The sequence below is a fragment of the Stenotrophomonas sp. genome, assembly GCF_036662295.1.
Taxonomy (GTDB): domain Bacteria; phylum Pseudomonadota; class Gammaproteobacteria; order Xanthomonadales; family Xanthomonadaceae; genus Stenotrophomonas.
In genome coordinates, this window is record NZ_JAVWXA010000071.1 from 1 (window position 1) to 20,643 (window position 20,643).

The window sequence follows — 20,643 nt, forward strand, 5'->3', positions numbered from 1 at the left end:
CAAGGCATGCACGCGCGTGCTTCAGCAAAGCCTTTACCCCGCAGATGGGCGAACACCCTTTTTTTATGCGTGTCGCCTTTGTGCAGGGGCACGTTTCGCAGGGACGCGCGCGCCTGGCCTGACGCTTTCTGCCGCTTTGAAAACGTGCATCTGCAGCAATTTGTGGGTTGGGTTCGCAGAATGCGCGATGCGTGATTAATTTGTGAGAACGGCCTCTCATGTTCTTCATGAGTGCTTAACGAATCGATCTAGTCTCGGAACACCCGGCCCTTACGCGGCTGGACCTTGAGGAAGGCGGCACCTGGATGCGCCGCTGTTCCTGGACGTCGTTCCACTAGAGAGAGAGTCGATCATGTCTTCATCCACTACCCCGCTGGGGCAGGCGATCCGCCTTGCCCTGGTTGCCGGCACCGCTGGCCTGGCCTCCACCGCCGTCCTCGCCCAGGACGCCACCCCGACCACGCTGGACCGCATCGAGATCACCGGCTCGCGCATCCGCCAGGTCGATCTGGAATCGGCGCAGCCGGTGCTCGCGATCAGCCGCGCGGACATCGAGCGCCAGGGCTTCAGTTCGGTCGCCGATATCCTGCAGAACCTGACCGCCGTCGGCAGCCCGTTCCTCAGTCGCTCCGACGTCCTCAGCGCCGGTGAAAGTGCCGGCGGCAGCTACATCGACATGCGCAACCTGGGCGCGCAGCGCACGCTGGTCCTGGTCAACGGCAAGCGCCTGGGCATCAACACCGGCGGCTACCAGGACATCTCCAGCGTGCCGGTCTCGGCGATCGAGCGCATGGAGGTGCTCAAGGACGGTGCCTCGGCCATCTATGGCTCCGATGCCATGGCCGGGGTGATCAACATCATCACCCGCAGCAACGTGGACGGCGTCACCGCCAACGTCTACCAGGGCCAGTACAGCCAGGGCGACGGCGCGCGCACCAGTGTCGATGTGGTCGCCGGCTGGTCCAACGACCGCGCCTCGCTGACCTTCTCGGCCGAGCACACCGAAGAAAAGGGCGTGTGGGCGCGCGATCGCTGGTTCAGCCAGTTCCCCAACACCACCCGCCACCCCGGCGACGGCTGGACGCAGATCAGCCAGTGGGGCCAGATCAACGGCCTGGCAGGCCCGGGCTGCACTGCCGCGGCAGGATGCAACTACTCGCTCGACCGCGGTACCGATCCCACCAACCCGGCCAACTATCATCGCAGCGACCTGACCCCGTTCACCGGCGATGTCAGCAACTCGCAGGAGCAGATGCACCTGATCACGCCGATCAAGCGCGATTCGCTGTTCCTCGACGGGCGCGTGGACCTCACCGATGACATCCGCCTGACCACCCAGCTGGGCTACAACAAGCGCAGCTCCAGCCGCCAGCTGGCCGGCTATCCGCTGCAGTCGTCGGCTGCCGGCATCGGCCGGATGTCGGCCGACAGCTGGTTCAACCCGTTCGGCAACCACCACGGGTATGACGCCCCGACCGACATCGCCTGGAACCGCCGCACCTGGGAGGTTCCCCGGGTCAGCACCAGCGACCTCACCACCTGGCGCGCGGTGGCCGCGCTGGAAGGCAGCTTCGAGTTGGGCGAGCGCTACTTCGACTGGGAAGTGGGTTACCAGTACAACCGCAGCGAACTGGTGCAGACCGCCACCGGCAACCTCCACAAGGAGCGCGTCCGCAACTCGGTCGGCCCGTCGTACTACGACCCGGCCACCGGCAAGGTGGAATGCGGCACGCCCGGTGCGCCCATTCCCGGCTGCATGGCCTGGAACCCGCTGGTGCCTTACGGCAGCAACGACCCCAATGGCCTGACCGGCAACCAGGCCCTGATCGACTATCTGTTCCCGCCGGAAATCACCCGCGGCAAGACCACCACGCGCAACGCGTTCGCCAGCATCGCCGGGTCGCTGTTGACGCTGCCGGCCGGCGACCTGGGCTTTGCCTTCGGTGTGGAAACGCGCAAGGAAGCCGGGGAGTTCATTCCCGACGCGCTGGCCCAGAGCGGTGCCACCACCAACCTCGCCGCCGGCCCGACCGGTGGCGGCTACAAGGTCAACGAGGCCTACCTGGAACTGAGCGTGCCGATCCTGGCCGAGCTGCCGGGCGCGCACGAGCTGAGCTTGAGCGCGGCCACCCGCCATTCGGACTACAGCACCTTCGGCACCACGCTCAACAGCAAGTTCGGCTTCAAGTGGAAGCCGATCGAGCAGCTGCTGGTGCGTGGCACCTGGGCGCAGGGCTTCCGCGCACCGACCATCTCGGATCTGTATGGCGGTGGCTCGGAGACCTTCACCACGGGCTACCGTGACCCCTGCGACACCGTCTACGGGGCCTCGGCCACCAGCGCCGAGGTGCGCGCCCGCTGCGCCGCCGACATCGCCAATGCCGATGCCTACCGCCAGCTGCGCCAGGGCGGCGTGCCCATCACCAGCAGCAGCGACCAGACCCCGGTGCCGTTCACCAACGGCTCCAACCCGGACCTGCAACCGGAAACCTCGACCAGCCGCACGCTGGGGCTGGTGTGGAGTCCGTCGTTCGTGCCCCACCTCAACGTGGCGCTGGACTGGTGGAAGGTACGCGTGGACAACACCATCGTCAGCGACCATCCCAATGACATGCTGCGTGACTGCTATGAGCTGGGCATCACCTCGCGCTGCAGCGGCTTCACCCGCGACCCGGTGACCGGCATCGTGGACACCCTGAAGTACGGCAAACGCAACTCCGGCTTCCTGGAAACCGAAGGCTATGACCTGGAGCTCAGTCATCACCTGGAGACCGGCTTCGGCAAGGTGAGCACCGCGTGGACCACCACGTATGTCAGCTCCTACCTCTCGCGCACCACCAACGAGATGGACGTGGTGCCCACGCCAGGCAACGGCATCGGCAGCGGCTTCCGCGTGCGCTCCAACCTGACCCTGGGCTGGGACGTGGGCAACTTCGGGATGAGCTGGACCGCCCGCTACTATTCCAGCGTCAAGGAACGCTGTGTGGACGCCACCACGCGGCCGGACGAGTGCTCCGACCCGGGCAGGCAGGCGCCGTGGTACGCCGGCACGCGTGACTACAACCGGCGCGGCTCGGTCACCTTCCACGACGTGCAGTTCCGCTACGCCCTGCCCTGGGATGCGACGGTGTCGCTGGGTGCCAACAACGTGTTCGAGAAGTACGGCCCGATCATGTACAGCCAGCCGAACTCGACGTTCTCCTACTACGGCGGCTACGACGTCGGTCGTTTCGTTTACATGAAGTACCAGCAGCGGTTCTGATCGCCGCCCGTTGGCCATGCACGACAGCCACGGCCCTTCGGGGCCGTGGCTTTTTCGTACCGGTGGCCGCGTCATCGGCGCGTCATGTGGCGGTCATGTCGGCTACATCGCCCGCGCCCAGCATGCCCGCATACCGGAGGCCCGCCATGCGCTATGCCATCGTCACTGAAACATACCCCCCCGAAGTCAACGGCGTTGCCCTGACCGTGCAGGGACTGGAACAGGGACTGCGCGCGGCCGGCCACCAGGTCGAGCTGGTGCGCCCCCGCCAGGCCAGCGAGGCCGAGAAAGCCGAAGACACCCTGCTGGTCGCCGGCGCGGGCCTGCCCCGCTACCCCGGCCTGCGCTTCGGCCTGCCCGCGCCCAAGCGGCTGGCGCGCCAATGGCAGCAGCAGCGCCCCGACGCGATCTACATCGCCACCGAAGGCCCGTTGGGCTGGTCGGCGCTGCGCACCGCGCGGCGCCTGGGCATCCCGGTGGCCAGCGGCTTCCATACCCGCTTCGACGAGTACCTGCCCGACTACGGCGTGGCCTGGCTGCAGGCCGCCGCACTGCGCTGGATGCGTCGTTTCCACAACCAGGCCGATGCCACCTTGGTGCCCACCCAGGAGCTGCAGGATTTCCTGGCTGGCCAGGGCTTCGACCGGGTGCGGTTGCTGGCCCGGGCGGTGGACAGCAGCCAGTTCGAGCCCACGCGCCGCGACCCGGCGCTGCGCGAGGAATGGGGCATCGACGGCACCGGCTTTGCGGCCATTTACGTGGGTCGCATCGCCCCGGAGAAGAACCTCGGGCTGGCGGTCAAGGCGTTCCGCCGGCTGCAGCAGATCCGGCCCAAGGCACGCTTCATCTGGGTGGGCGACGGTCCCTCGCGCGAGAAATTGGCGCATGAAAACCCCGACTTCATCTTCTGTGGCGTGCAGCGCGGCGACGCGCTGGCCCGGCACTTCGCCAGCGGCGACCTGTTCCTGTTCCCCAGCCGCAGCGAGACCTTTGGCAATGTCACCCTTGAAGCGATGGCCAGTGGCGTGGCCACGGTGGCCTTCGACTACGGCGCGGCCCGCGAGTACCTGCGCACCGACGAGAACGGGATTGCCGTGAACGATGACAGCGAGTTCGTGGCCGCCGCCCTGCAGCTGGCCGGCGACGACGTGCTGCGTGCGCGGCTCGGTCGCAATGCCGCCACCGCGATGAAACGCCTGCACCCCCAAAAGGTGGTGGCCGAGTTCGATGCGTTGCTGGCCGAGCTGGCGCACGCGCGGAGGCCGCATGCCGACCACGCCGCTTGAGGCCCTGCGCGGCCGCGAAGCCCGCTGGTGCCGCCGGGCCAACCACTATTGCCGCCACCGGCGCATCCGCCGGGGGTTTGCGACGGTCAGCCGGCTGGGCGACGGCGTGTTCTGGTATGCGCTGATGGCCGCGCTGGTGCTGCTGGACGGCTTCGAGGGACTGCGTGCGTCGGTGCACATGGCCGCCACCGGGCTGGCCGCGCTGCTGCTGTACAAGGGCCTCAAACGCTGGACGCGACGCCCGCGCCCGTATGCGGCCGACCTGCGCATCCGTGCCTGGGTCGCCCCGCTGGACGAGTTCAGCTTCCCGTCCGGGCACACGCTGCACGCGGTGTCCTTCACCATTGTGGCGCTGGCCTACTACCCGTGGCTGGCACCGCTGCTGGTCCCCTTCACCGTTGCGGTGGGGCTGTCGCGGGTGGTCCTGGGCCTGCACTACCCCAGCGATGTGCTGGCGGCCACCGCCATCGCCACGGCGCTGGCCGGCGCCAGCCTGCGGTGGCTGCCGCTGCCGGTGTGAGGCGAACCCGCCGGCAAAGGCGCGCCGGCCGTCTTACAATGCGGCCCATGACCACGCTGTTCATTTCCGATCTGCACCTGGACCCGAGCCGTCCAGCCATTACCGAGCTGTTCCTGGCGTTCCTGCGCGATGAAGCGATGCAGGCCGACGCGCTGTACATCCTCGGCGACTTGTTTGAAGCCTGGATCGGCGATGACACCCCGTCGGCCGCCGCCGACGCGGTCGCCGCGGCGCTGCATGCCGTGGCCGATGCCGGTGTGCCGGTGTACTTCATCCGCGGCAACCGCGACTTTCTGGTCGGCGACGACTACGCGCGGCGTGCCGGCTTCCGCATCCTGCCGGACCCCAGTGTGATCGACCTGTACGGCCGCCCGGTGCTGGTGCAGCACGGCGACCTGCTGTGCACCGACGACGTGGCCTACCAGCAGTTCCGCGCCCAGACCCGCGACCCGCAGTTCCAGGCGCAGTTCCTGTCCCAGCCGCTGGCCGCGCGCATCGCCTTTGCGCAGAAAGCCCGCGAGGCCAGCCAGGCCAAACAGTCGGAGATGAAGCAGAGCGATCGCTCCACCTTCGAAACCGTCACCGACGTGGCCCCGGCCGAGGTGGACGCCAGCTTCGTGCGCCACGGCGTGGACACCCTGATCCACGGCCACACCCATCGCCCGGCGATCCATGCCCTGCAGGCCGGTGGCCGCGACTGCACGCGCATCGTGCTCGGCGACTGGTACGAGCAGGGCTCGGTGCTGCGCGTGTCGCCGCAGGGCTGGACGCTGGATACCCTGGCACGCTGACGGCCGCGCCCGCCGCCACGGTCACCCGTCCAGCGCGCGGGCGGCCGCCGGCACCACCTGGCGCAGCCGCTGGCGCAGCGCGTCATCCACCGGCCCCCGCCCGCCCGGCTCATCCAGCTGGAAGCCGAACATGCAACCGGACAACACCCCGCCGTAGCCACGCGCGGTGCCGAAGCCGAGCACGCTGGACAGGTGGTGGTCGGCAAAGCCCAGCCGCGTGTACGGATGCTGGTCCTGGTACCAGTCACTGCCCACCGCCAGGCTGCGGCTGCCATCGCCAAACTCCAGCGCCAGCATGTCCACCGCATAGCCGAACCGTGCCAGCACCGCGCGCACGTGGCCGCGCTGCACGATGTCGTCGTGCACAAACCGCGCCCCGCCGTTGCCCCCCACCTGCACCGCGCTGGCCCCGTCGGGCCCCTGTGCCTCAGCGTAAGACAGGGTCAGCCCGTCAACGAACACCGCCCCCTGCAGGGTGATCTGCTGGATCGTGCCCGTGGGCGGCGATGGCAGCGGGACCTGCGCCGGTTCGTTGACCTTGCCGTCGAAGTAGGAGCCGATCAGCATGCTGAAAAGCTCGCGGTTGAGTTGAAGGTTGACCGGGCCGGGATGGGTGGCGGTGTCGAAGCCGGGCCAGCAGTCGCGCACATCGCCCAGGCCGCCCTGCAATTGGCTGCGCAGGGTGTAAACCGAGGCCAGCGGTTCGTTACGGTGCCGCTGCGGGTCATGCGGGTGGGCGGCGGCAGCCGCTTGCAGCTGCTCGGCCACGACCGCGTCGTAGTACTGGCCGTAATCCTGGATGTTGAGCTGCAGCTGGCTCTGGTAGTCGGCGATGACAGGGGCTGGAAACTGCCGCAGGTGCCCCTGCTGCACCGCCTGGCGCAACAGGCCCAGGTGCAGGTTGGCCACCGGCACGAACAACGGCAGCAGGCGCGCCTCGTGGCCTTTCAGCATGAAGCCGGCGATGGCCGTGGTGAAGCTGATGTTGAGCGCGTCGACAACACTGCGGATGTGCTGGGCATCGCCGGTCTGCAACGCGGAAACGAACAGGCGGCTGCTGCGGGTGAAGCCGGCCAGGCTGGCCTCGAGCCGCGCGTACATCGCCTCATCCACTTTCTTGTCGACGATGCGGTTGACCGCGGCGACGTAGGACTTCCACTGCGCGTCGTCGCTGGCGAACGGGCTGCCCGGGAAGAACAGCCCGCCAAACAGCGACAGCACGCCGCCCACTTCCGGCACCATCGCCAGCGCGCGCAGCGTGAGCGTGCGGAACGTCCCCCACCACCAGTTGGCATCGAACGTGGCACGCGCCTGTGCCGCTGGCCAGGCTTGTGCCAACCCGGTGGAAGGCAGCGCGAGCGCGCCGGCGGTCAGCAGCGACGTGCCGAGGAAACGGCGGCGATTCAACACGGGAAACGACATCAGCCACCTGGCCATCGCGAGCGGGAACAACGCCCACGATACGGTCGCCGACAGCGGCAGAGGTAAAGCCAGCGTTAGCTGCGTCGCGGTATCAAAACAATTGGCGGGTAGCGTGAAAACGATCGCTGATGCGAATCAACGATCGCGCGCAACGCCCGCCTCCATCCCCGCCGCAGCGTCGATGGAGGCGGTCCACGTGCCTCAGCGGAAGGCGGCCACCGTGGCCTTGGTGTTGACCAGCACGCGCTGGTTGTCGGCGCTGCTGGCAATGCCCATCGGCACGCCGTTGTAGTTGATGTTCGGGTTGGACCAGAAGTTCAGGCGCGGGCACCCGGCGGTGCAGTTGTAGGCCATGATCGTGCGCCAGCGCGCGCCGCTGGCCGGCTCGTAGCGGTAGCCGTGGCCATAGCTGTACGGCGAGGTGCTGCCATCGGTGGCGATGTCGTGGCGGGCGCTCTGCAGGTGCCCGATCTCATGGGCGAAGGAGTAGTAGCCGGTGGCGCAATCCCAGTGCACCGCCGCGAACGCGGTGGCCGCGGTGGAGCCGATGCCCGAGGCCAGGCCGCACGAGCTGGCGTTGTTGATCACCAGCACCGCCACATCGGCGCGGGTGTTGTTGCGGCTGGTGTGGATGCTGTCCATCACCCCGTCGGCGGTATTGCGGAAGCGCGACAGATCGGTGGAGAAGCTGCTGGACTCGGTGTAGCTGGTGGTTTCATACCCGGCCAGCTGCAGGGTGATGCCGACGTTGCTGTTGACGTAGCCCTGGTTGGCCTCGGCCACCGCCAGCTGCACCAGCGACTGCATGTTGCCGCCATAGGCAGCCACCGCGCCATTGGTGGCCACCACCAGCACGCGGATGGTGGCCGGGGTGCCGGAGGACGCCGCGGCGATGCCTGCGCGATCGCTGACCGGCATGGCCACCTGCGGCAGGCTGTTGTAGTCGGCCGGGTGGTCGGCGGGCATCCGCGATTCGTCCACCTCCACCAGCACGTGCCGGCCGTCGCTCAGCGGGCGCAGGCGATACAGCTGGCCATCCTTGCGGATCGTGCCGGTCACCGTGTCGCCCGAGCGCACCAGGATCACCGAGTTGGCCGGGTCGGTGGCACCGGCCTTGGCGGTCAGGCGGGCGTCGCGCGCCTGCAGCTGCCCGTACCAGACGCTGCCACCATCGGGCAGCGCTTCCACGCGCTGTTGCACGGCCTGTACCTGGGTGCCGAGCAGTTCGAACTCGAGGTGGCGCTGCGCCGCACCGACTGCGGCAGCGTCCACGCGCACTTCCTGCACCGCGGCGGTGGAGGCGGCCGACAACACCGCCTGGGCGGCAGGCTGGTTGGCGGCGCCGGCGCGGCTGAGCACCGTGACCGGTTCAAACAACGGGGCGGCGCTGGCAGCGCCGGCCGCGGCCAGGCACAACGTGATCACACCTGCGGCCTTGCTCATCGATCTGGACATCGTGTCGTCTCTCTTTGAGTGGAAAACGGGGTGGGTAGTCGTTGCTGCGGTGTCGCCCCGGGCCCGGGGTTCGCCCATATGGCGCCAACCAATCGCGTGAATTCAATAGACAGTACTAATCAACATTCCGAACTGTGACCGCCGACATCGCGGTTCAGCGACGTCGCGTCCGTGTCGTTTTCGCGCTACCTTTGGCCTGAACCCTGGGGACCCCGCGCCATGGCAGGACAGCCCGCTCCGCCCTTCGCCGCGCCCCATTCGCTGCAGATCGGCCTGTTCTTCGACGGCACCCGCAACAACGCCGAGAACCTGCTGCGTGCCTCGCGCCCGCCGGGCAGCACCACGCCCACCGCGCGCGCGCCGGCCGTGCCGGTGGCCGACAACGCCTCGCCCTACCAGAGCCGCCTGACCAGCAGCTACAGCAACGGCCTCACCAACATCGCGCGGCTGCATGCGCTGTACCCGGATGACCGCGATGGGCCGGGCGCGGGCGAGACGCTGTCGCTGGCGATCTACATCGAAGGGGTCGGCACGCGCACCGGTGAAGACGACGACCTGATGGGCCTGGCCTTCGGCATCGGGCGCACCGGCGTGCGCGCCAAGGTGCGGCGGGCGCTGGACGAGTACCTGCCCGACGCACTGCGCCGCCTGGCGCGGCACCATCCACAGGCGGTGCTGGGCCGGGTATGCATCGACCTGTTCGGGTTTTCGCGCGGGGCCGCCTCCGCCCGCGATGCGCTGCACCGCCTCAACCGTGCCGATGGCCGCGACTGGCTGCGCGAGCAGTTGCGCCGCACCGGCTGGCAGCGGGCCGACGAGGCCACCATCGCCTCACCGATGGCGCGGTTCGTCGGGCTGTTCGACACGGTGGTGGCGATCAACCGCCAGCAACGCGACGAGCTGCCGGCGGTGGGCCTGCCGGTAGGGTGCGCGGGCAAGGTGCTGCAGCTGGTGGCCCGCGACGAGCATCGCCAGCACTTCGCGCTGACCAGCGTGGCCCCGCAGCATGAGGAGATCGCCCTGCCCGGCGTGCACGCCAACATCGGCGGCGGTTACGACCAGCGCATCGAGGGGCCGAAACTGCTGACCCGCCCGCTCGGCCAGCGCCTGCGCGGGCACGGCGTGGCCGACGCCGCGGTGCCGCCGCTTGCGGTACTGCGCGACAGCGACGTGTACCGCCAGGCGCTGGCGGCCTGCGCACGCTGGCAGCAGGCGCTGGGACTGGATGAGGCGTCGGTGTGGGTGGATGTGTGGCACCGCTGGCAGGCGCAGCGGGTGGCCGGCAGCGTGAGCGTGCGACCGCAGTGGCAGCTTTTCGTGCATGCGGCGGTGGTGCTCAAGCGTGAGATCGACGGGCGTTACCAGTGGATCGCGCTGCGCCTGATGCAGCAGCGCGCGACGCAGGCCGGCGTGCGCTGGCGCCAGCCGGTGGACGCGGTGCCGGCACTGGCCTTGCCCGACGAGCTGCAGCCGATCGCCACGCGGTTGTTGGCCGGGCAGCCGCTGGAGGCGGCGCAGGCACTGCGCCTGCGCCAGCGCTACCTGATGCAGTCGGCGCATTGGAACTTCGACGCGCTCGGTGACACCGCCCTGCTCTACGCCGCCGACGAAGCCACCCGTGAGCTGCCGTACCGCCCCGGCCCGGGCCTGTTCTACATCAACCGCCCCACCGAGGATGGCAAGCGCGTGGTGTTGCCCAACGTGTGAGAAAAGCGGGAAGCACGGATGCGATGTTCGCGCGCGATGCCGGTTCGGAGAGCAGCCACCCATGGGGTGGCTCTACCCCCGGGGTTGGAGGCGGGCTTGGGATGGCCGGCATTCCCGGGCGTTGATCGTGCGCGCGGACGGGTAGAGCCACCCCATGGGTGGCTGCCCGCAATGCCAGGGTAGAGCCACCCCATGGGTGGCTGCACGCCATACCAATCCAACCGGCACACCGCCGGCGCGCGACTACCTCGCCGGGCCGCTGGTGCGCCCGGCCTGTTCGATGAGGTCGGCCAGTTCTTCTTCGTCGAAGCCGGCCAGCAGGCGGGCTTCGAGGTTGAACGGGCCGTACAAAAAGCCGCCGGCGTATTCGTTCAACAGCGCGATGAAGCGCGCCCGCGGCTCGACGCCGGCACGTTTGCAGTACCAGTGGTACCAGCGCGAGCCGGCGGCGACATGCGCCACTTCCTCGCGCAGGATGATCTCCAGCACGTCGGCGGTGGCCGGGTCGTTGGCCGAGCGCAGCTTGTTGATCATGCCGGGGGTGACATCCAGCCCGCGCGCTTCGAGCACGCGCGGCACCAACGCCATGCGCGCCAGCCCGTCGTGCGCGGTCTTCTCGCACATCTCCCACAGGCCGTTGTGCGCGTCGAAGTCGCCGTAGTCGAAGCCCAGCGCCTGCAGCCGGCCATGCAGCAGCATGAAATGGCGCGACTCGTCATCGGCCACGCCCACCCAGTCGGCATGGAACGACCCGGGCAGGCCCCGGAAGCGATACACCGCGTCCCACGCCAGGTCGATGGCATTGAGTTCGATGTGGGCGATGGCATGGATGAACGCCGCGCGCCCCTCGGCACTGCCCAGGCCGCGCTTGGGCAGGTCGCGCGGATGCACGAGGGTGGGCTTGGGCGGCCGCCCCGGCATCCGGATCGGATCGGGCGGCGGCGCATCGGCGCGCACCTTGAGCAGGCCCGCGCGGAACTGCGCCGCATAGGCCTGGGTCAGCGCGACCTTGTGCAGCGGATCGGTGGCGGCCAGGCAGTGCTGCGCGGCGCGCAGCAGGTTGCCGGCCGCCTCCAGCGGCAACGGTGCAGCCATCGCCCTGCCCTCAGGCGCGGCGCTTGTGCTTGGCGTCGTCCGAGCGCAACTGCTGGATGCGTTCGAAATAGCCCGGCTCGATCCCGGTGGGATACACGCCGTTGAAGCACGACGAATCGAATGCCTTCAGCTCCGGATTGCCTTCGCGCACCGCCGCTTCCATGTCTTCGATGTCCTGGTAGATCAGCCAGTCGCAGCCCAGGTGCTTCTCGATTTCCTCGATGCTGCGGTTGTGCGCCACCAGCTCCTCGGCCGCCGGCATGTCGATGCCGTAGATGTTGGGATAGCGCACCGGCGGCGCGGCGCTGGCCAGGTACACCTTGCGCGCACCGGCATCGCGCGCCATCTGCACGATCTGCTGGCTGGTGGTGCCGCGCACGATCGAGTCGTCCACCAGCAGCACCACGCGGTTGCGGAACTCCAGGTGGATCGGATTGAGCTTGCGGCGCACCGACTTCACCCGCTCGCCCTGCCCCGGCATGATGAAGGTGCGGCCGATGTAGCGGTTCTTGATGAAGCCTTCGCGGTACTTCACCCCGAGCGTGTTGGAGATCTCCAGCGCGGCGTCGCGCGAGGTATCCGGGATCGGGATGATGGTGTCGATGTCGTGGTCCGGGCGCAGGCGCAGGATCTTCTCGCCCAGCTTGATGCCCATGCGCATGCGCGCCTTGTGCACCGAGACGTTGTCGATCATCGAGTCCGGGCGGGCGAAATACACGTATTCGAAGATGCACGGGCTGTGCTCGGCCGGCTCGGCGCACACCTCGGAGAACAGCTCGCCGCGCGCGGTGATCACCAGCGCCTCGCCCGGGCGCACGTCGCGCACACGCTGGAAGCCCAGCACGTCCAGGGCCGCCGATTCGGACGCCACGATGTACTCATCGCCTTCGGCGTGCGCGCGCTTGCCCAGCACCAGCGGGCGGATGCCGTGCGGATCGCGGAAGGCGACCAGGCCCAGGCCCAGCACCACGCTGATCACCGCATAGCCGCCCTTGCAGCGGCGGTGCACGCCCGCCACGGCGCGGATCGCCGCTTCCGGGGTGAGCTGGCGCTGCGCGTCCAGTTCGTAGGCGAACACGTTCAGCAGCACTTCGCTGTCCGAGTCGGTGTTGACGTTGCGGCGGTCCTGCTCGAAGACCTGCTGGCGCAGCGCCTCGGTGTTGATCAGGTTGCCGTTGTGGGCCAGCGCGATGCCGTAGGGCGAGTTCACGTAGAACGGCTGCGCCTCGTCCATGCCTTCCGAGCCCGCCGTCGGGTAGCGCACGTGGGCGATGCCGACGCGGCCTTCCAGGGTGGACATGCGCTTGGCATCGAACACATCGCGGACCAGCCCGTTGGCCTTCTGCACGCGCAGGCGGGTACCGTCGGCGGTGGCGATGCCGGCCGCATCCTGGCCACGATGCTGGAGGACGGTCAGGCCGTCATACAACTGCCCGGCGACGTTCTGGTTGCCGACGATTCCGACGATGCCACACATGGTGCGAATCTCCGCTGGGCTGTGCCCATCTACTGTGAAGGTGGCCGTGCCTGGCCGGGGGACCCTCTCCGTGCCGGATCGGGCTGGTCCGGACGCACGAGCGCCGGATCGTTGTACTGGGAGGTGGCCGGGTTGCCATTGCGCGCCCCGACGTCGGCCGGGTCCCCGGTCTGTTGCGGGGTTTCATCCAGGGTCCGCGGCCATCCGCGCCCTGCCAGCAGTCCAGCAAGCACGCCATTATCGCCTGTCAGGCCCGGCTTGCCCAACTCCCCGCCGGACAGTTGCGGCATGTTCACTTCCGGCAGCGCCTTGGGCAGGCCCTTCATGCCCTCCAGGCTGGGCATGCCGTCCAGGCCGGGCATCTGCGGCATGGCCGGCATGCGCGGCATCTTGGCCTGCATCCAGCCCACGCCCGGGCCCAGCACCGCGCGCAGGTTGGAGTCGCGCCAGGCCGCTTCGCGCGGCAACGGGGTGTAGGAGGCCACCAGCAACAGCACGCAGCCGATCAGGCCGCCACGGGCCACGCCGAGCGCGCCGCCCATCATCCGGTCCGCGCCGTTCAGGCTGGTCGAACGCACTGCCTGGCGGATCACCAGGCCGATGCCCCAGACCGAGACCATCACCAGCAGGAACACGCTCAGGTAGCCGGCAAAGTAGTGCCCGGTGCCGGGCGCGGACGGGGCCGACCACCAGCCCGCGCAGGACTTGCCGAACATCAGCGCCGCCCAGCCGCCGAGCAGCCAGGACAGGGTGCTGATGACGATGCTGACGAAACCCCGCATCACCCCCAGCAGGGTGGAGATGCCGATGACGGCCAACAGGAAGAAATCGATCATGCGCGTCCTCCGCCGAGGAACGGTCCGGCCTCAAGGCACGGGCGCAGGGCCGGCATCAGGGGTGCGGCCGGACCATGCCGGCCACGCCGACTTTGGACGCAACCTGAGCCTTGAGGTTCTCCGCCTCTGCTCGATTGGCGACCGGGCCGACGCGCACGCGGTTGAGCGTGCCCTTGTCGGTGCGTACCTGCTCTACGAAAGCACTGAAACCGGCGGCGCGGACCTTGTCGCGCAGCGCGTTGGCCTCGACGGCCTGGCCGAATGCCCCCAGCTGCACGGCAAAGCCGACGCTGCTGGCCGCCGGCGCGGCCGGCGCGGCCACCGGCTTGGCGGCCGGGGCCGGCTCCGGCTTGGGCGCGGCGGCCACCGGCTTGGGATCGGGCTTGGGCGCGGCCGGCTTGGGCGCGGCGACCGGCTCCGGCGGCAGCGCTTCGGTGGTCACGGCCGCGCCTGCGGAGGCGGCGCTGGCACTGGACGCGGTGGCGGTGCTGGCGGGCGTCGGGGTCGGTGCGGGCGCGGCGGCCACGGCGCTGTCGGCGCGCGCATCCAGGGTGACCACTTCGGCCTTGACGTCGTTGCGCACCTTGACCGCCTGCAGGCGCGCGGCTTCGGCCTGCGCGCGATCGACGTAGGGACCCACGCGCACGCGCCAGGCCTGGCGTCCATTGATGGTGGCCGGTTCGCTGAAACCGGGCAGCTGCGACTTCTTGAGGTAGGCGATCACCGCGTCGGCGTCGGCCTGGCTGCCATAGGCGCCAAAGCTGACGGCGAAATTGCCGGCCGCGACCGCCGGGGACGTGTCGGTGGCCGCCGTCTCCGGGGCAGTGGCGACGCCCTCCTGCAGCGGCGGCGTGCTGGACGCGCCCTGCAGGCCGGTGGCCCCGCCGGTGGGCGCCACCAGAGGCAGCTCGCGGGTCTGGAACTCACCATCGGCAGGCGCCGCCGGCGCGCTGATCGGCACGTTGGCCACGCCGCTGTCCGGCGCGGGGCCCTTGACCAGCATGGGCAGGAAAATCACGGCCAACGCCACCAGGACGATGGCACCAATCAGTCGCTGTTTCAGAGGAGTATCCACGGAAGGCAGGCAGGGGCGGCGCGGCGGAATGCCACGGCGATTATACGGGTGTCCGCGTGAGCGGCGTCTGTTGCGGCTGAACGGCCGCCGCGCCGGGCCAGGGCTGGCTCACGCCGCCGGCTCCAGCCACTGCAATGCCTCGGCGGCGGTGTGGAACGAGCCTAACACCAGCACCCGGTCACCGGGCTGGGCCTGGGCCAGGGCCGCCTGCAACGCATCGACCACGCGCGCGTGGCAGGTGCCGCTGGCCGCGGCGGTGTCGTGCAGGCGCGCGTGCAGGTCCGCCGCAGGTTGCCCACGCGGGCCTTCCAGCCCGGCCAGGTGCCACTGCTGGACCTGTTCGCCCAAGGCCTGCACCACGCCCACCGCATCCTTGTCCTGCAACGCGGCAAATACCGCCAGGGTGCGCCCGGCCACCGGCGCGGCGGCCAGGGCGAGCGCCAGTTCGCGCGCCGCCTGCGGGTTGTGGCCCACGTCCACCAGCACCTCCACGCCGTGCCGGTCCACCGGCTGCAGGCGGCCACGGATGCGGGCGTTGGCCACGCCGGCGCTGATCGCCGTGCGCGGCAGCGGCAGGTCCAGGGTGCGCAGCGCCGCGATCGCCGAGGCCGCATTGCGCAACTGGATCAGACCGCGCAAGGCAGGCATCGGCAGGTCGATGCGGAAGCCCACGTCGCGCCAGCGCCACTGCGTGGCGTCGATGGCCTCGGCAAAGAAATCGCTGCCGCCACGGATGGCGTTGGCGCCCAGCAGGTAGGCACGGGCCAGCACGCTGGACGGCGGATCGGTTTCGCCCAGGATCACCGGCTTCCAGCCGCGGATGATGCCGGCCTTCTCCGCACCGATCGCCTCGCGGTCCTCGCCCAGCCAGTCGCTGTGGTCGATGTCCACGGTGGTGATCACCGCCACGTCGGCATCGACGATGTTGACCGCATCCAGGCGCCCGCCCAGGCCCACTTCCAGCACGGCCAGGTCCAGCCCGGCGTCGGCGAACAGCTGCAGCGCGGCCAGCGTGCCGTACTCGAAATAGGTGAGCGTGGTGCTGCCACGTGCGTCTTCGATGGCGTTGAAGGCCGCCACCAGCGCCGCGTCGTCCACGTCCTGGCCGTCGATGCGCACGCGCTCGTTGTAGCGCAGCAGGTGCGGGGAGGTGTACGCGCCGACCTTCCAGCCGGCCGCGCGCGCGATGGCCTCGATGAAGGCCACCGTGGAGCCCTTGCCGTTGGTGCCGCCGACCACGATGGTATGCGCCCCCGGCGCGGCCAGCCCCATCGCCTGGGCCACGCCGCGCACGCGCTCCAGGCCCATGTCGATGCTGGCCGGATGCTGCTGCTCGATGTAGGTGAGCCAATCGGTGAGGGTATGCGGGCGAACGGTGGTCATGGGCGTTGGATCGATGGGGCGGGCGACGGGGGCGTGGGGATTACAGCGCGCGGTGCTTGGCTTCGCCGAAGAACGGGGTGTGATGGGCGCAGTCGTTCATGCGCACGACCTCCATCTGGTCCAGGTCCGGGCCTTCCAGCAGGTTGAGCGTGGTCGGCGCCTGGCGGAAGCTCCACAGGCGCGACAACGGCAGCCCCAGGATGCGGCACAGGATCACGCGGTTGACCGCATCGTGGGCGACCACCAGCAGGGTGTCGTGCTCGCCGAGGCCGTCGGTGGCGCGCAGCAGGCCGCGCCAGCTGCGCTCCAGCACCAGCCGCAGCGATTCGCCGCCGGGCATCAGCACGGTGTCCGGTTCGTTGCGCCAGGCTTGCAGGCGCGACGGATCCCTTTCATTGATTTCGCTGGCCAGCAGGCCTTCCCACTCACCGTGGGCGATTTCCTGCAGGTCCGGTTCGGTCAGCAGCATCGACGCGCGGTCGGCGCCCAGGGCCAGCTGCGCGGTGCGCTGCGCGCGCGACAGTGGCGAGGCCACCGCGCGGGTGATATCCACCGACGCCAGGCGCTCGCCGAGGGCCTTGGCCTGGGCTTCGCCGATCGGCGACAACGGGATATCGATCTGGCCCTGGTAACGGCCTTCGGCATTCCACGGTGTTTCACCGTGGCGGGCGAGCAGGATGCGCATGCGTACTGGGAGTCCTTGGGGGGAGGATGGCTGTCGCAATCATTCACATGATGTGAATGATCCGAGGGGAAGACGCATGATACCCGGTAGATGCCGACCCAACGAAAAACCCCGCGGCTCTCGCCGCGGGGTCTGGAAGGATCAGGGGCTCAGGTTCAATTCCTTGAGCAGCTGCGGCGCTGGCGCCACTTCCTGCATGATCCACTGCATGTAGCGGCTGTCCACCGCGATCATGCGGGTCATCACCGGGTCGAAGACCCAGTTGGAGCTGACCGATTCCCAATTCCCGTCAAAGGCCAGGCCCACCAGCTTGCCGTTGGCATCGAGCACCGGCGAGCCGGAGTTGCCGCCGGTGATGTCCAGGTTGGACAGGAAGTTGACCGGCACCGAGCCGATCCGCTTGTCTTCCAGGCCGCCGTAGCGCTTGGCCTTGACCGCGGCCAGCAGCGCCTTCGGCGAATCGAACGGGTCTTCGCCGGTTTCCTTGGCGGCCACGCCTTCCAGGGTGGTGAACGGGGTGTAGTTCACGCCGTCCTTGCCGTAGCCCATGACGTTGCCGAAGGTGATGCGCAGCGACAGGTTGGCATCGGGATAGACGAACTCGCCCTGGCTCTTCTTGTAGTCGGCCACGGCCTGCAGGTACAGCGGTCGGGCGGTCAGCGATTCGCCTTCGCGGATCTTCTTCTGCTCTTCCTGCTTCAGCAGCGCCGGCATGACGGCCACGGCGTACTGGATGGCCGGATCGGTGCTGGCTTCGAAGGCGGCGCGGTCGGCGTTGAACCACTTCAGGCGCGTGTCCAGGCTGCCCAGCTGGGTGCCGGCCAGCTTGCCCACCAGCGACTTCACGGCGGCCTCGTCGCTGCCCCCCAGCCAGGTGTTGAGCACGGCGTTGTCGCGCTGCGCGGCCGGCAGGGCCACGTACTGGTCCAGCCAGTAGGTCTGCAGCTGCTGGTCCATCTTCGCCACGTAGCGGCGGTCCATCTGCTTGAGGCCACCTTCGATGGTGGTCAGGTCGCGCTGCTGGTACCCGGCTTCGCGCTCGGCATCGGGCTTGGCGCGCTCGATCGACAGGCGGTACAGGGTGAGGGCCGCGCTGACCGCCGACGTGTTGTTGAACTGGGCCACGAACAGGTCGCGCTCACGCGTGGCCTTGCTGGTGTCCAGGTGCTTGAGCAGCTGCGCGTGCGCGGCCAGGGCCGGCTTGCCGGCGGCGCCCTGCTTCTTCAGCCAGGCCAGCACGGCCGCTTCCTCGGCCTGCTTCTGCCCGGCCGCGTCGATGCGCTTGAAGCCTTCCAGCTGGCCCAGGTAGTTCTTGGCCACGTTGTTCATGCTGGCCGCGGTGGCGGCGTACTTCACCTTCACGTCCGGGTCGGCCTTGCCGGCCTCGTCGATCATCTTCAGCACCGCGTTGTAGTGGCGGGCGGTGGTGGGATAGGTGAAGCGGGCGGTTTCGTTGAACTCACCGGCCAGGGCGTAGCGGTTGGTGCGGCCCGGGTAGCCGGCCACCATCACGAAGTCGTCCGCGCCCAGCGGCTGGTCGGCGAACTTCAGGAAGTGCTTGGGCTGGTAGGGCACGTTGTCGGCGGCGAAGGCGGCCGGCTTGCCGTCCTTGCCCACGTAGGCACGGTAGAACGAGAAATCGCCGGTGTGGCGCGGCCACATCCAGTTGTCGATATCGCCGCCGAACTTGCCCACGCTGCCCGGGGGCGCATAGACCAGGCGCACGTCCTTGATTTCCATGTTGCGGAACAGGCGGTAGGTGTTGCCGCCGGAGAAGCTGTACAGGCGGCAGCGGAAGCCGGCATCGGCTTCACAGGCGGCGGTCTGGGCCTTGTCGAAGGCATCCAGCGCGCGGCTGCGGGCCAGCGGGTCCTTGCCGGCGGCGGCAATGGCGGCCTTGGCCTGGTCGGTCACGTCGGTGATCTGGTCCAGCACGAACACCCGGGCGTTGGGGCCGGCGCTCAGCTCGTCCTTCAGGGTGGGGGCGTTGAAGCCGTCCTTGATCAGGTTCTTCTGCGCGGTCGAGTTGAGCTGGATGGCGCCATACGCGCAATGGTGGTTGGTGACCACCAGGCCCTGCGGGGACACGAAGCTGGCCGTGCAGCCGCCCAGCGCCACCACCGCGCCCATCGGGTCGCCGGTCAGGTTGGAGATCTGTTCGGCGGACAGCTTCAGCCCGGCCTGCTTGAGCGGCCCGGCAATCTCCGGCAGCTGTTGCGGCACCCACATGCCTTCGGCGGCTTGGGCGACCTGGACCAGCCCAAGGCTGGCGACGACGGAGAAAGCGAGCAGGTTCGAGCGCATTGAGCAGCCCCTGGTGAAAGAACCGCGAAGTGTAGCCCAGCCCCCTGCCCCGCCCCGAAGCCCGGAAGTCATGGGCCTGGCCGGGATCGCGCCCGCCCTGCCCCGCCAGACCACCCGCGCTGCAACATGGGCAAACCGCCGACGGCCCTATAATCCGCGTTTTCCCCCTGACGAGTTCCACCGAGATGGCGCAGCAAACGATGAAGGCCCTGGTCAAGCGTGAAGCCGGCAAGGGCATCTGGCTGGAAGACGTGCCGGTCCCCACCCCGGGCCCGAACGAAGTCCTGATCAAGCTGGAGAAGACCGCCATCTGCGGTACCGACCTGCACATCTACCTGTGGGACGAGTGGAGCCAGCGCACCATCAAGCCGGGCCTGACCATCGGCCACGAGTTCGTCGGTCGCATCGCCCAGATCGGCCCGGGCGTGACCGGCTACGAGATCGGCCAGCGCGTCTCGGCCGAAGGCCACATCGTCTGCGGGCATTGCCGCAACTGCCGCGGCGGCCGCCCGCACCTGTGCCCGAACACGGTGGGCATCGGCGTCAACGTCAACGGTGCGTTTGCCGAGTACATGGTGATGCCGGCCAGCAACCTGTGGCCGATCCCCGACCAGATCCCGTCCGAGCTGGCCGCCTTCTTCGACCCCTATGGCAACGCGGCGCACTGCGCGCTGGAGTTCAACGTCATCGGCGAGGACGTGCTGATCACCGGCGCCGGGCCGATCGGGATCATCGCCGCGGGCATCTGCAAGCACATCGGCGCGCGCAACGTGGTGGTCACCGACGTCAACGATTTCCGCCTGAAGCTGGCCGCCGACATGGGCGCCACCCGCGTGGTCAACGTGTCCAACACCTCGCTCAAGGACGTGATGAAGGACCTGCACATGGAGGGCTTCGACGTGGGCCTGGAAATGAGCGGCAACCCGCGTGCGTTCAACGACATGCTCGACTGCATGTACCACGGCGGCAAGATCGCGATGCTGGGGATCATGCCCAAGGGTGCCGGCTGCGACTGGGACAAGATCATCTTCAAGGGCCTGACCGTGCAGGGCATCTACGGCCGCAAGATGTACGAGACCTGGTACAAGATGACCCAGCTGGTGCTGTCCGGCTTCCCGCTCGGCAAGGTGCTCACCCACCAGCTGCCGATCGACGAGTTCCAGAAGGGCTTTGACCTGATGGAACAGGGCAAGGCCGGCAAGGTGGTACTGAGCTGGAATTGAGGCTCGATACCCGCGCGACGCGCGGCCTGGATTGAAAAAGGCGCCCAGTGGGCGCCTTTTTCTTGGTGCTGACCCGTCCTGAATTGAGTTGACACCTTTTCCCTCTGGAAAAGGAATGTTCA

At 68.8% G+C, this 20,643-nt stretch carries 15 protein-coding genes; 6 read left to right on the forward strand and 9 right to left on the reverse strand.

Annotated features, from left to right (window positions below):
* Positions 1 to 352 precede the first annotated feature (352 nt).
* From RSA25_RS13565 to lpxH, 4 genes are all read left to right on the forward strand, one after another.
* A complete protein-coding gene (locus tag RSA25_RS13565; RefSeq protein ID WP_332809392.1) occupies positions 353 to 3,262 on the forward strand; it encodes a TonB-dependent receptor in 2,910 nt (969 codons plus the stop codon).
* Positions 3,263 to 3,408: 146 nt separating this feature from the next.
* Positions 3,409 to 4,548: a glycosyltransferase family 1 protein gene (locus RSA25_RS13570; protein WP_332809393.1), complete on the forward strand. Its 1,140-nt coding sequence runs from the start codon at positions 3,409 to 3,411 to the stop codon at positions 4,546 to 4,548.
* Positions 4,529 to 5,068 carry a phosphatase PAP2 family protein gene (locus RSA25_RS13575; protein ID WP_332809394.1) on the forward strand — a complete coding sequence of 180 codons (540 nt, stop codon included), beginning with the start codon at positions 4,529 to 4,531 and terminating at the stop codon, positions 5,066 to 5,068. Before RSA25_RS13570 ends, RSA25_RS13575 begins: the two co-directional genes overlap by 20 nt.
* A 47-nt stretch (positions 5,069 to 5,115) precedes the next feature.
* Positions 5,116 to 5,859: a UDP-2,3-diacylglucosamine diphosphatase gene (gene lpxH / locus RSA25_RS13580; RefSeq protein WP_332809395.1), complete on the forward strand. Its 744-nt coding sequence runs from the start codon at positions 5,116 to 5,118 to the stop codon at positions 5,857 to 5,859.
* A gap of 21 nt (positions 5,860 to 5,880) precedes the next feature.
* On the opposite strand, the gene RSA25_RS13585 is transcribed toward lpxH, so the two are convergent.
* Together RSA25_RS13585 and RSA25_RS13590 are read right to left on the reverse strand one after the other, a co-directional pair.
* Positions 5,881 to 7,281, reverse strand: coding sequence for an insecticidal delta-endotoxin Cry8Ea1 family protein (locus RSA25_RS13585; protein WP_332809396.1), 1,401 nt, complete (start codon positions 7,279 to 7,281; stop codon positions 5,881 to 5,883).
* Between the two features lie 201 nt (positions 7,282 to 7,482).
* Positions 7,483 to 8,736 carry a zinc-dependent metalloprotease gene (locus tag RSA25_RS13590; protein WP_332809397.1) on the reverse strand — a complete coding sequence of 418 codons (1,254 nt, stop codon included), beginning with the start codon at positions 8,734 to 8,736 and terminating at the stop codon, positions 7,483 to 7,485.
* Between the two features lie 219 nt (positions 8,737 to 8,955).
* Here RSA25_RS13590 and RSA25_RS13595 point away from each other — a divergent pair, with 219 nt between their 5' ends.
* On the forward strand, positions 8,956 to 10,443 hold the full coding sequence (locus tag RSA25_RS13595; protein ID WP_332809398.1) for a DUF2235 domain-containing protein: 1,488 nt from the start codon (positions 8,956 to 8,958) through the stop codon (positions 10,441 to 10,443).
* A 243-nt stretch (positions 10,444 to 10,686) separates the two neighbouring features.
* Here the strand turns inward: RSA25_RS13595 and RSA25_RS13600 are convergent, their stop codons facing one another.
* The 7 genes from RSA25_RS13600 to RSA25_RS13630 form a co-directional block, all read right to left on the reverse strand.
* Complete coding sequence (locus RSA25_RS13600; protein WP_332809399.1) at positions 10,687 to 11,538, reverse strand: ferritin-like domain-containing protein; 852 nt, start codon at positions 11,536 to 11,538, stop codon at positions 10,687 to 10,689.
* Positions 11,539 to 11,548: 10 nt separating this feature from the next.
* Positions 11,549 to 13,015 carry an amidophosphoribosyltransferase gene (gene purF / locus RSA25_RS13605; protein ID WP_332809400.1) on the reverse strand — a complete coding sequence of 489 codons (1,467 nt, stop codon included), beginning with the start codon at positions 13,013 to 13,015 and terminating at the stop codon, positions 11,549 to 11,551.
* A gap of 29 nt (positions 13,016 to 13,044) precedes the next feature.
* Positions 13,045 to 13,851, reverse strand: coding sequence for a CvpA family protein (locus tag RSA25_RS13610; protein WP_332809401.1), 807 nt, complete (start codon positions 13,849 to 13,851; stop codon positions 13,045 to 13,047).
* Between the two features lie 55 nt (positions 13,852 to 13,906).
* Positions 13,907 to 14,926 (reverse strand): SPOR domain-containing protein, encoded by a 1,020-nt coding sequence (locus tag RSA25_RS13615; RefSeq protein ID WP_332809402.1) that lies wholly within the window; start codon positions 14,924 to 14,926, stop codon positions 13,907 to 13,909.
* Positions 14,927 to 15,034: 108 nt separating this feature from the next.
* A complete protein-coding gene (gene folC, locus RSA25_RS13620) occupies positions 15,035 to 16,309 on the reverse strand; it encodes a bifunctional tetrahydrofolate synthase/dihydrofolate synthase (RefSeq protein ID WP_332809403.1) in 1,275 nt (424 codons plus the stop codon).
* Between the two features lie 40 nt (positions 16,310 to 16,349).
* Positions 16,350 to 16,994, reverse strand: a complete 645-nt coding sequence (locus tag RSA25_RS13625) for a histidine phosphatase family protein (RefSeq protein WP_332809404.1) — start codon at positions 16,992 to 16,994, stop codon at positions 16,350 to 16,352.
* A 141-nt stretch (positions 16,995 to 17,135) separates the two neighbouring features.
* Positions 17,136 to 19,298, reverse strand: a complete 2,163-nt coding sequence (locus RSA25_RS13630) for a S46 family peptidase (RefSeq protein ID WP_332809405.1) — start codon at positions 19,296 to 19,298, stop codon at positions 17,136 to 17,138.
* Between the two features lie 200 nt (positions 19,299 to 19,498).
* Here RSA25_RS13630 and tdh point away from each other — a divergent pair, with 200 nt between their 5' ends.
* Positions 19,499 to 20,521, forward strand: coding sequence for an L-threonine 3-dehydrogenase (gene tdh / locus RSA25_RS13635; protein WP_332809406.1), 1,023 nt, complete (start codon positions 19,499 to 19,501; stop codon positions 20,519 to 20,521).
* Positions 20,522 to 20,643: the final 122 nt, after the last annotated feature.

Excerpts from the sequence above, each read along its gene's own strand:
- RSA25_RS13565 (WP_332809392.1), top strand. The coding sequence starts at position 353 with ATGTCTTCATCCACTACCCCGCTGGGGCAGGCGATCCGCCTTGCCCTG.
- RSA25_RS13570 (WP_332809393.1), top strand. The coding sequence starts at position 3,409 with ATGCGCTATGCCATCGTCACTGAAACATACCCCCCCGAAGTCAACGGC.
- RSA25_RS13575 (WP_332809394.1), top strand. The coding sequence starts at position 4,529 with ATGCCGACCACGCCGCTTGAGGCCCTGCGCGGCCGCGAAGCCCGCTGG.
- lpxH (WP_332809395.1), top strand. The coding sequence starts at position 5,116 with ATGACCACGCTGTTCATTTCCGATCTGCACCTGGACCCGAGCCGTCCA.
- RSA25_RS13585 (WP_332809396.1), bottom strand. The coding sequence starts at position 7,281 with ATGTCGTTTCCCGTGTTGAATCGCCGCCGTTTCCTCGGCACGTCGCTG.
- RSA25_RS13590 (WP_332809397.1), bottom strand. The coding sequence starts at position 8,736 with ATGTCCAGATCGATGAGCAAGGCCGCAGGTGTGATCACGTTGTGCCTG.
- RSA25_RS13595 (WP_332809398.1), top strand. The coding sequence starts at position 8,956 with ATGGCAGGACAGCCCGCTCCGCCCTTCGCCGCGCCCCATTCGCTGCAG.
- RSA25_RS13600 (WP_332809399.1), bottom strand. The coding sequence starts at position 11,538 with ATGGCTGCACCGTTGCCGCTGGAGGCGGCCGGCAACCTGCTGCGCGCC.
- purF (WP_332809400.1), bottom strand. The coding sequence starts at position 13,015 with ATGTGTGGCATCGTCGGAATCGTCGGCAACCAGAACGTCGCCGGGCAG.
- RSA25_RS13610 (WP_332809401.1), bottom strand. The coding sequence starts at position 13,851 with ATGATCGATTTCTTCCTGTTGGCCGTCATCGGCATCTCCACCCTGCTG.
- folC (WP_332809403.1), bottom strand. The coding sequence starts at position 16,309 with ATGACCACCGTTCGCCCGCATACCCTCACCGATTGGCTCACCTACATC.
- RSA25_RS13625 (WP_332809404.1), bottom strand. The coding sequence starts at position 16,994 with ATGCGCATCCTGCTCGCCCGCCACGGTGAAACACCGTGGAATGCCGAA.
- RSA25_RS13630 (WP_332809405.1), bottom strand. The coding sequence starts at position 19,298 with ATGCGCTCGAACCTGCTCGCTTTCTCCGTCGTCGCCAGCCTTGGGCTG.
- tdh (WP_332809406.1), top strand. The coding sequence starts at position 19,499 with ATGAAGGCCCTGGTCAAGCGTGAAGCCGGCAAGGGCATCTGGCTGGAA.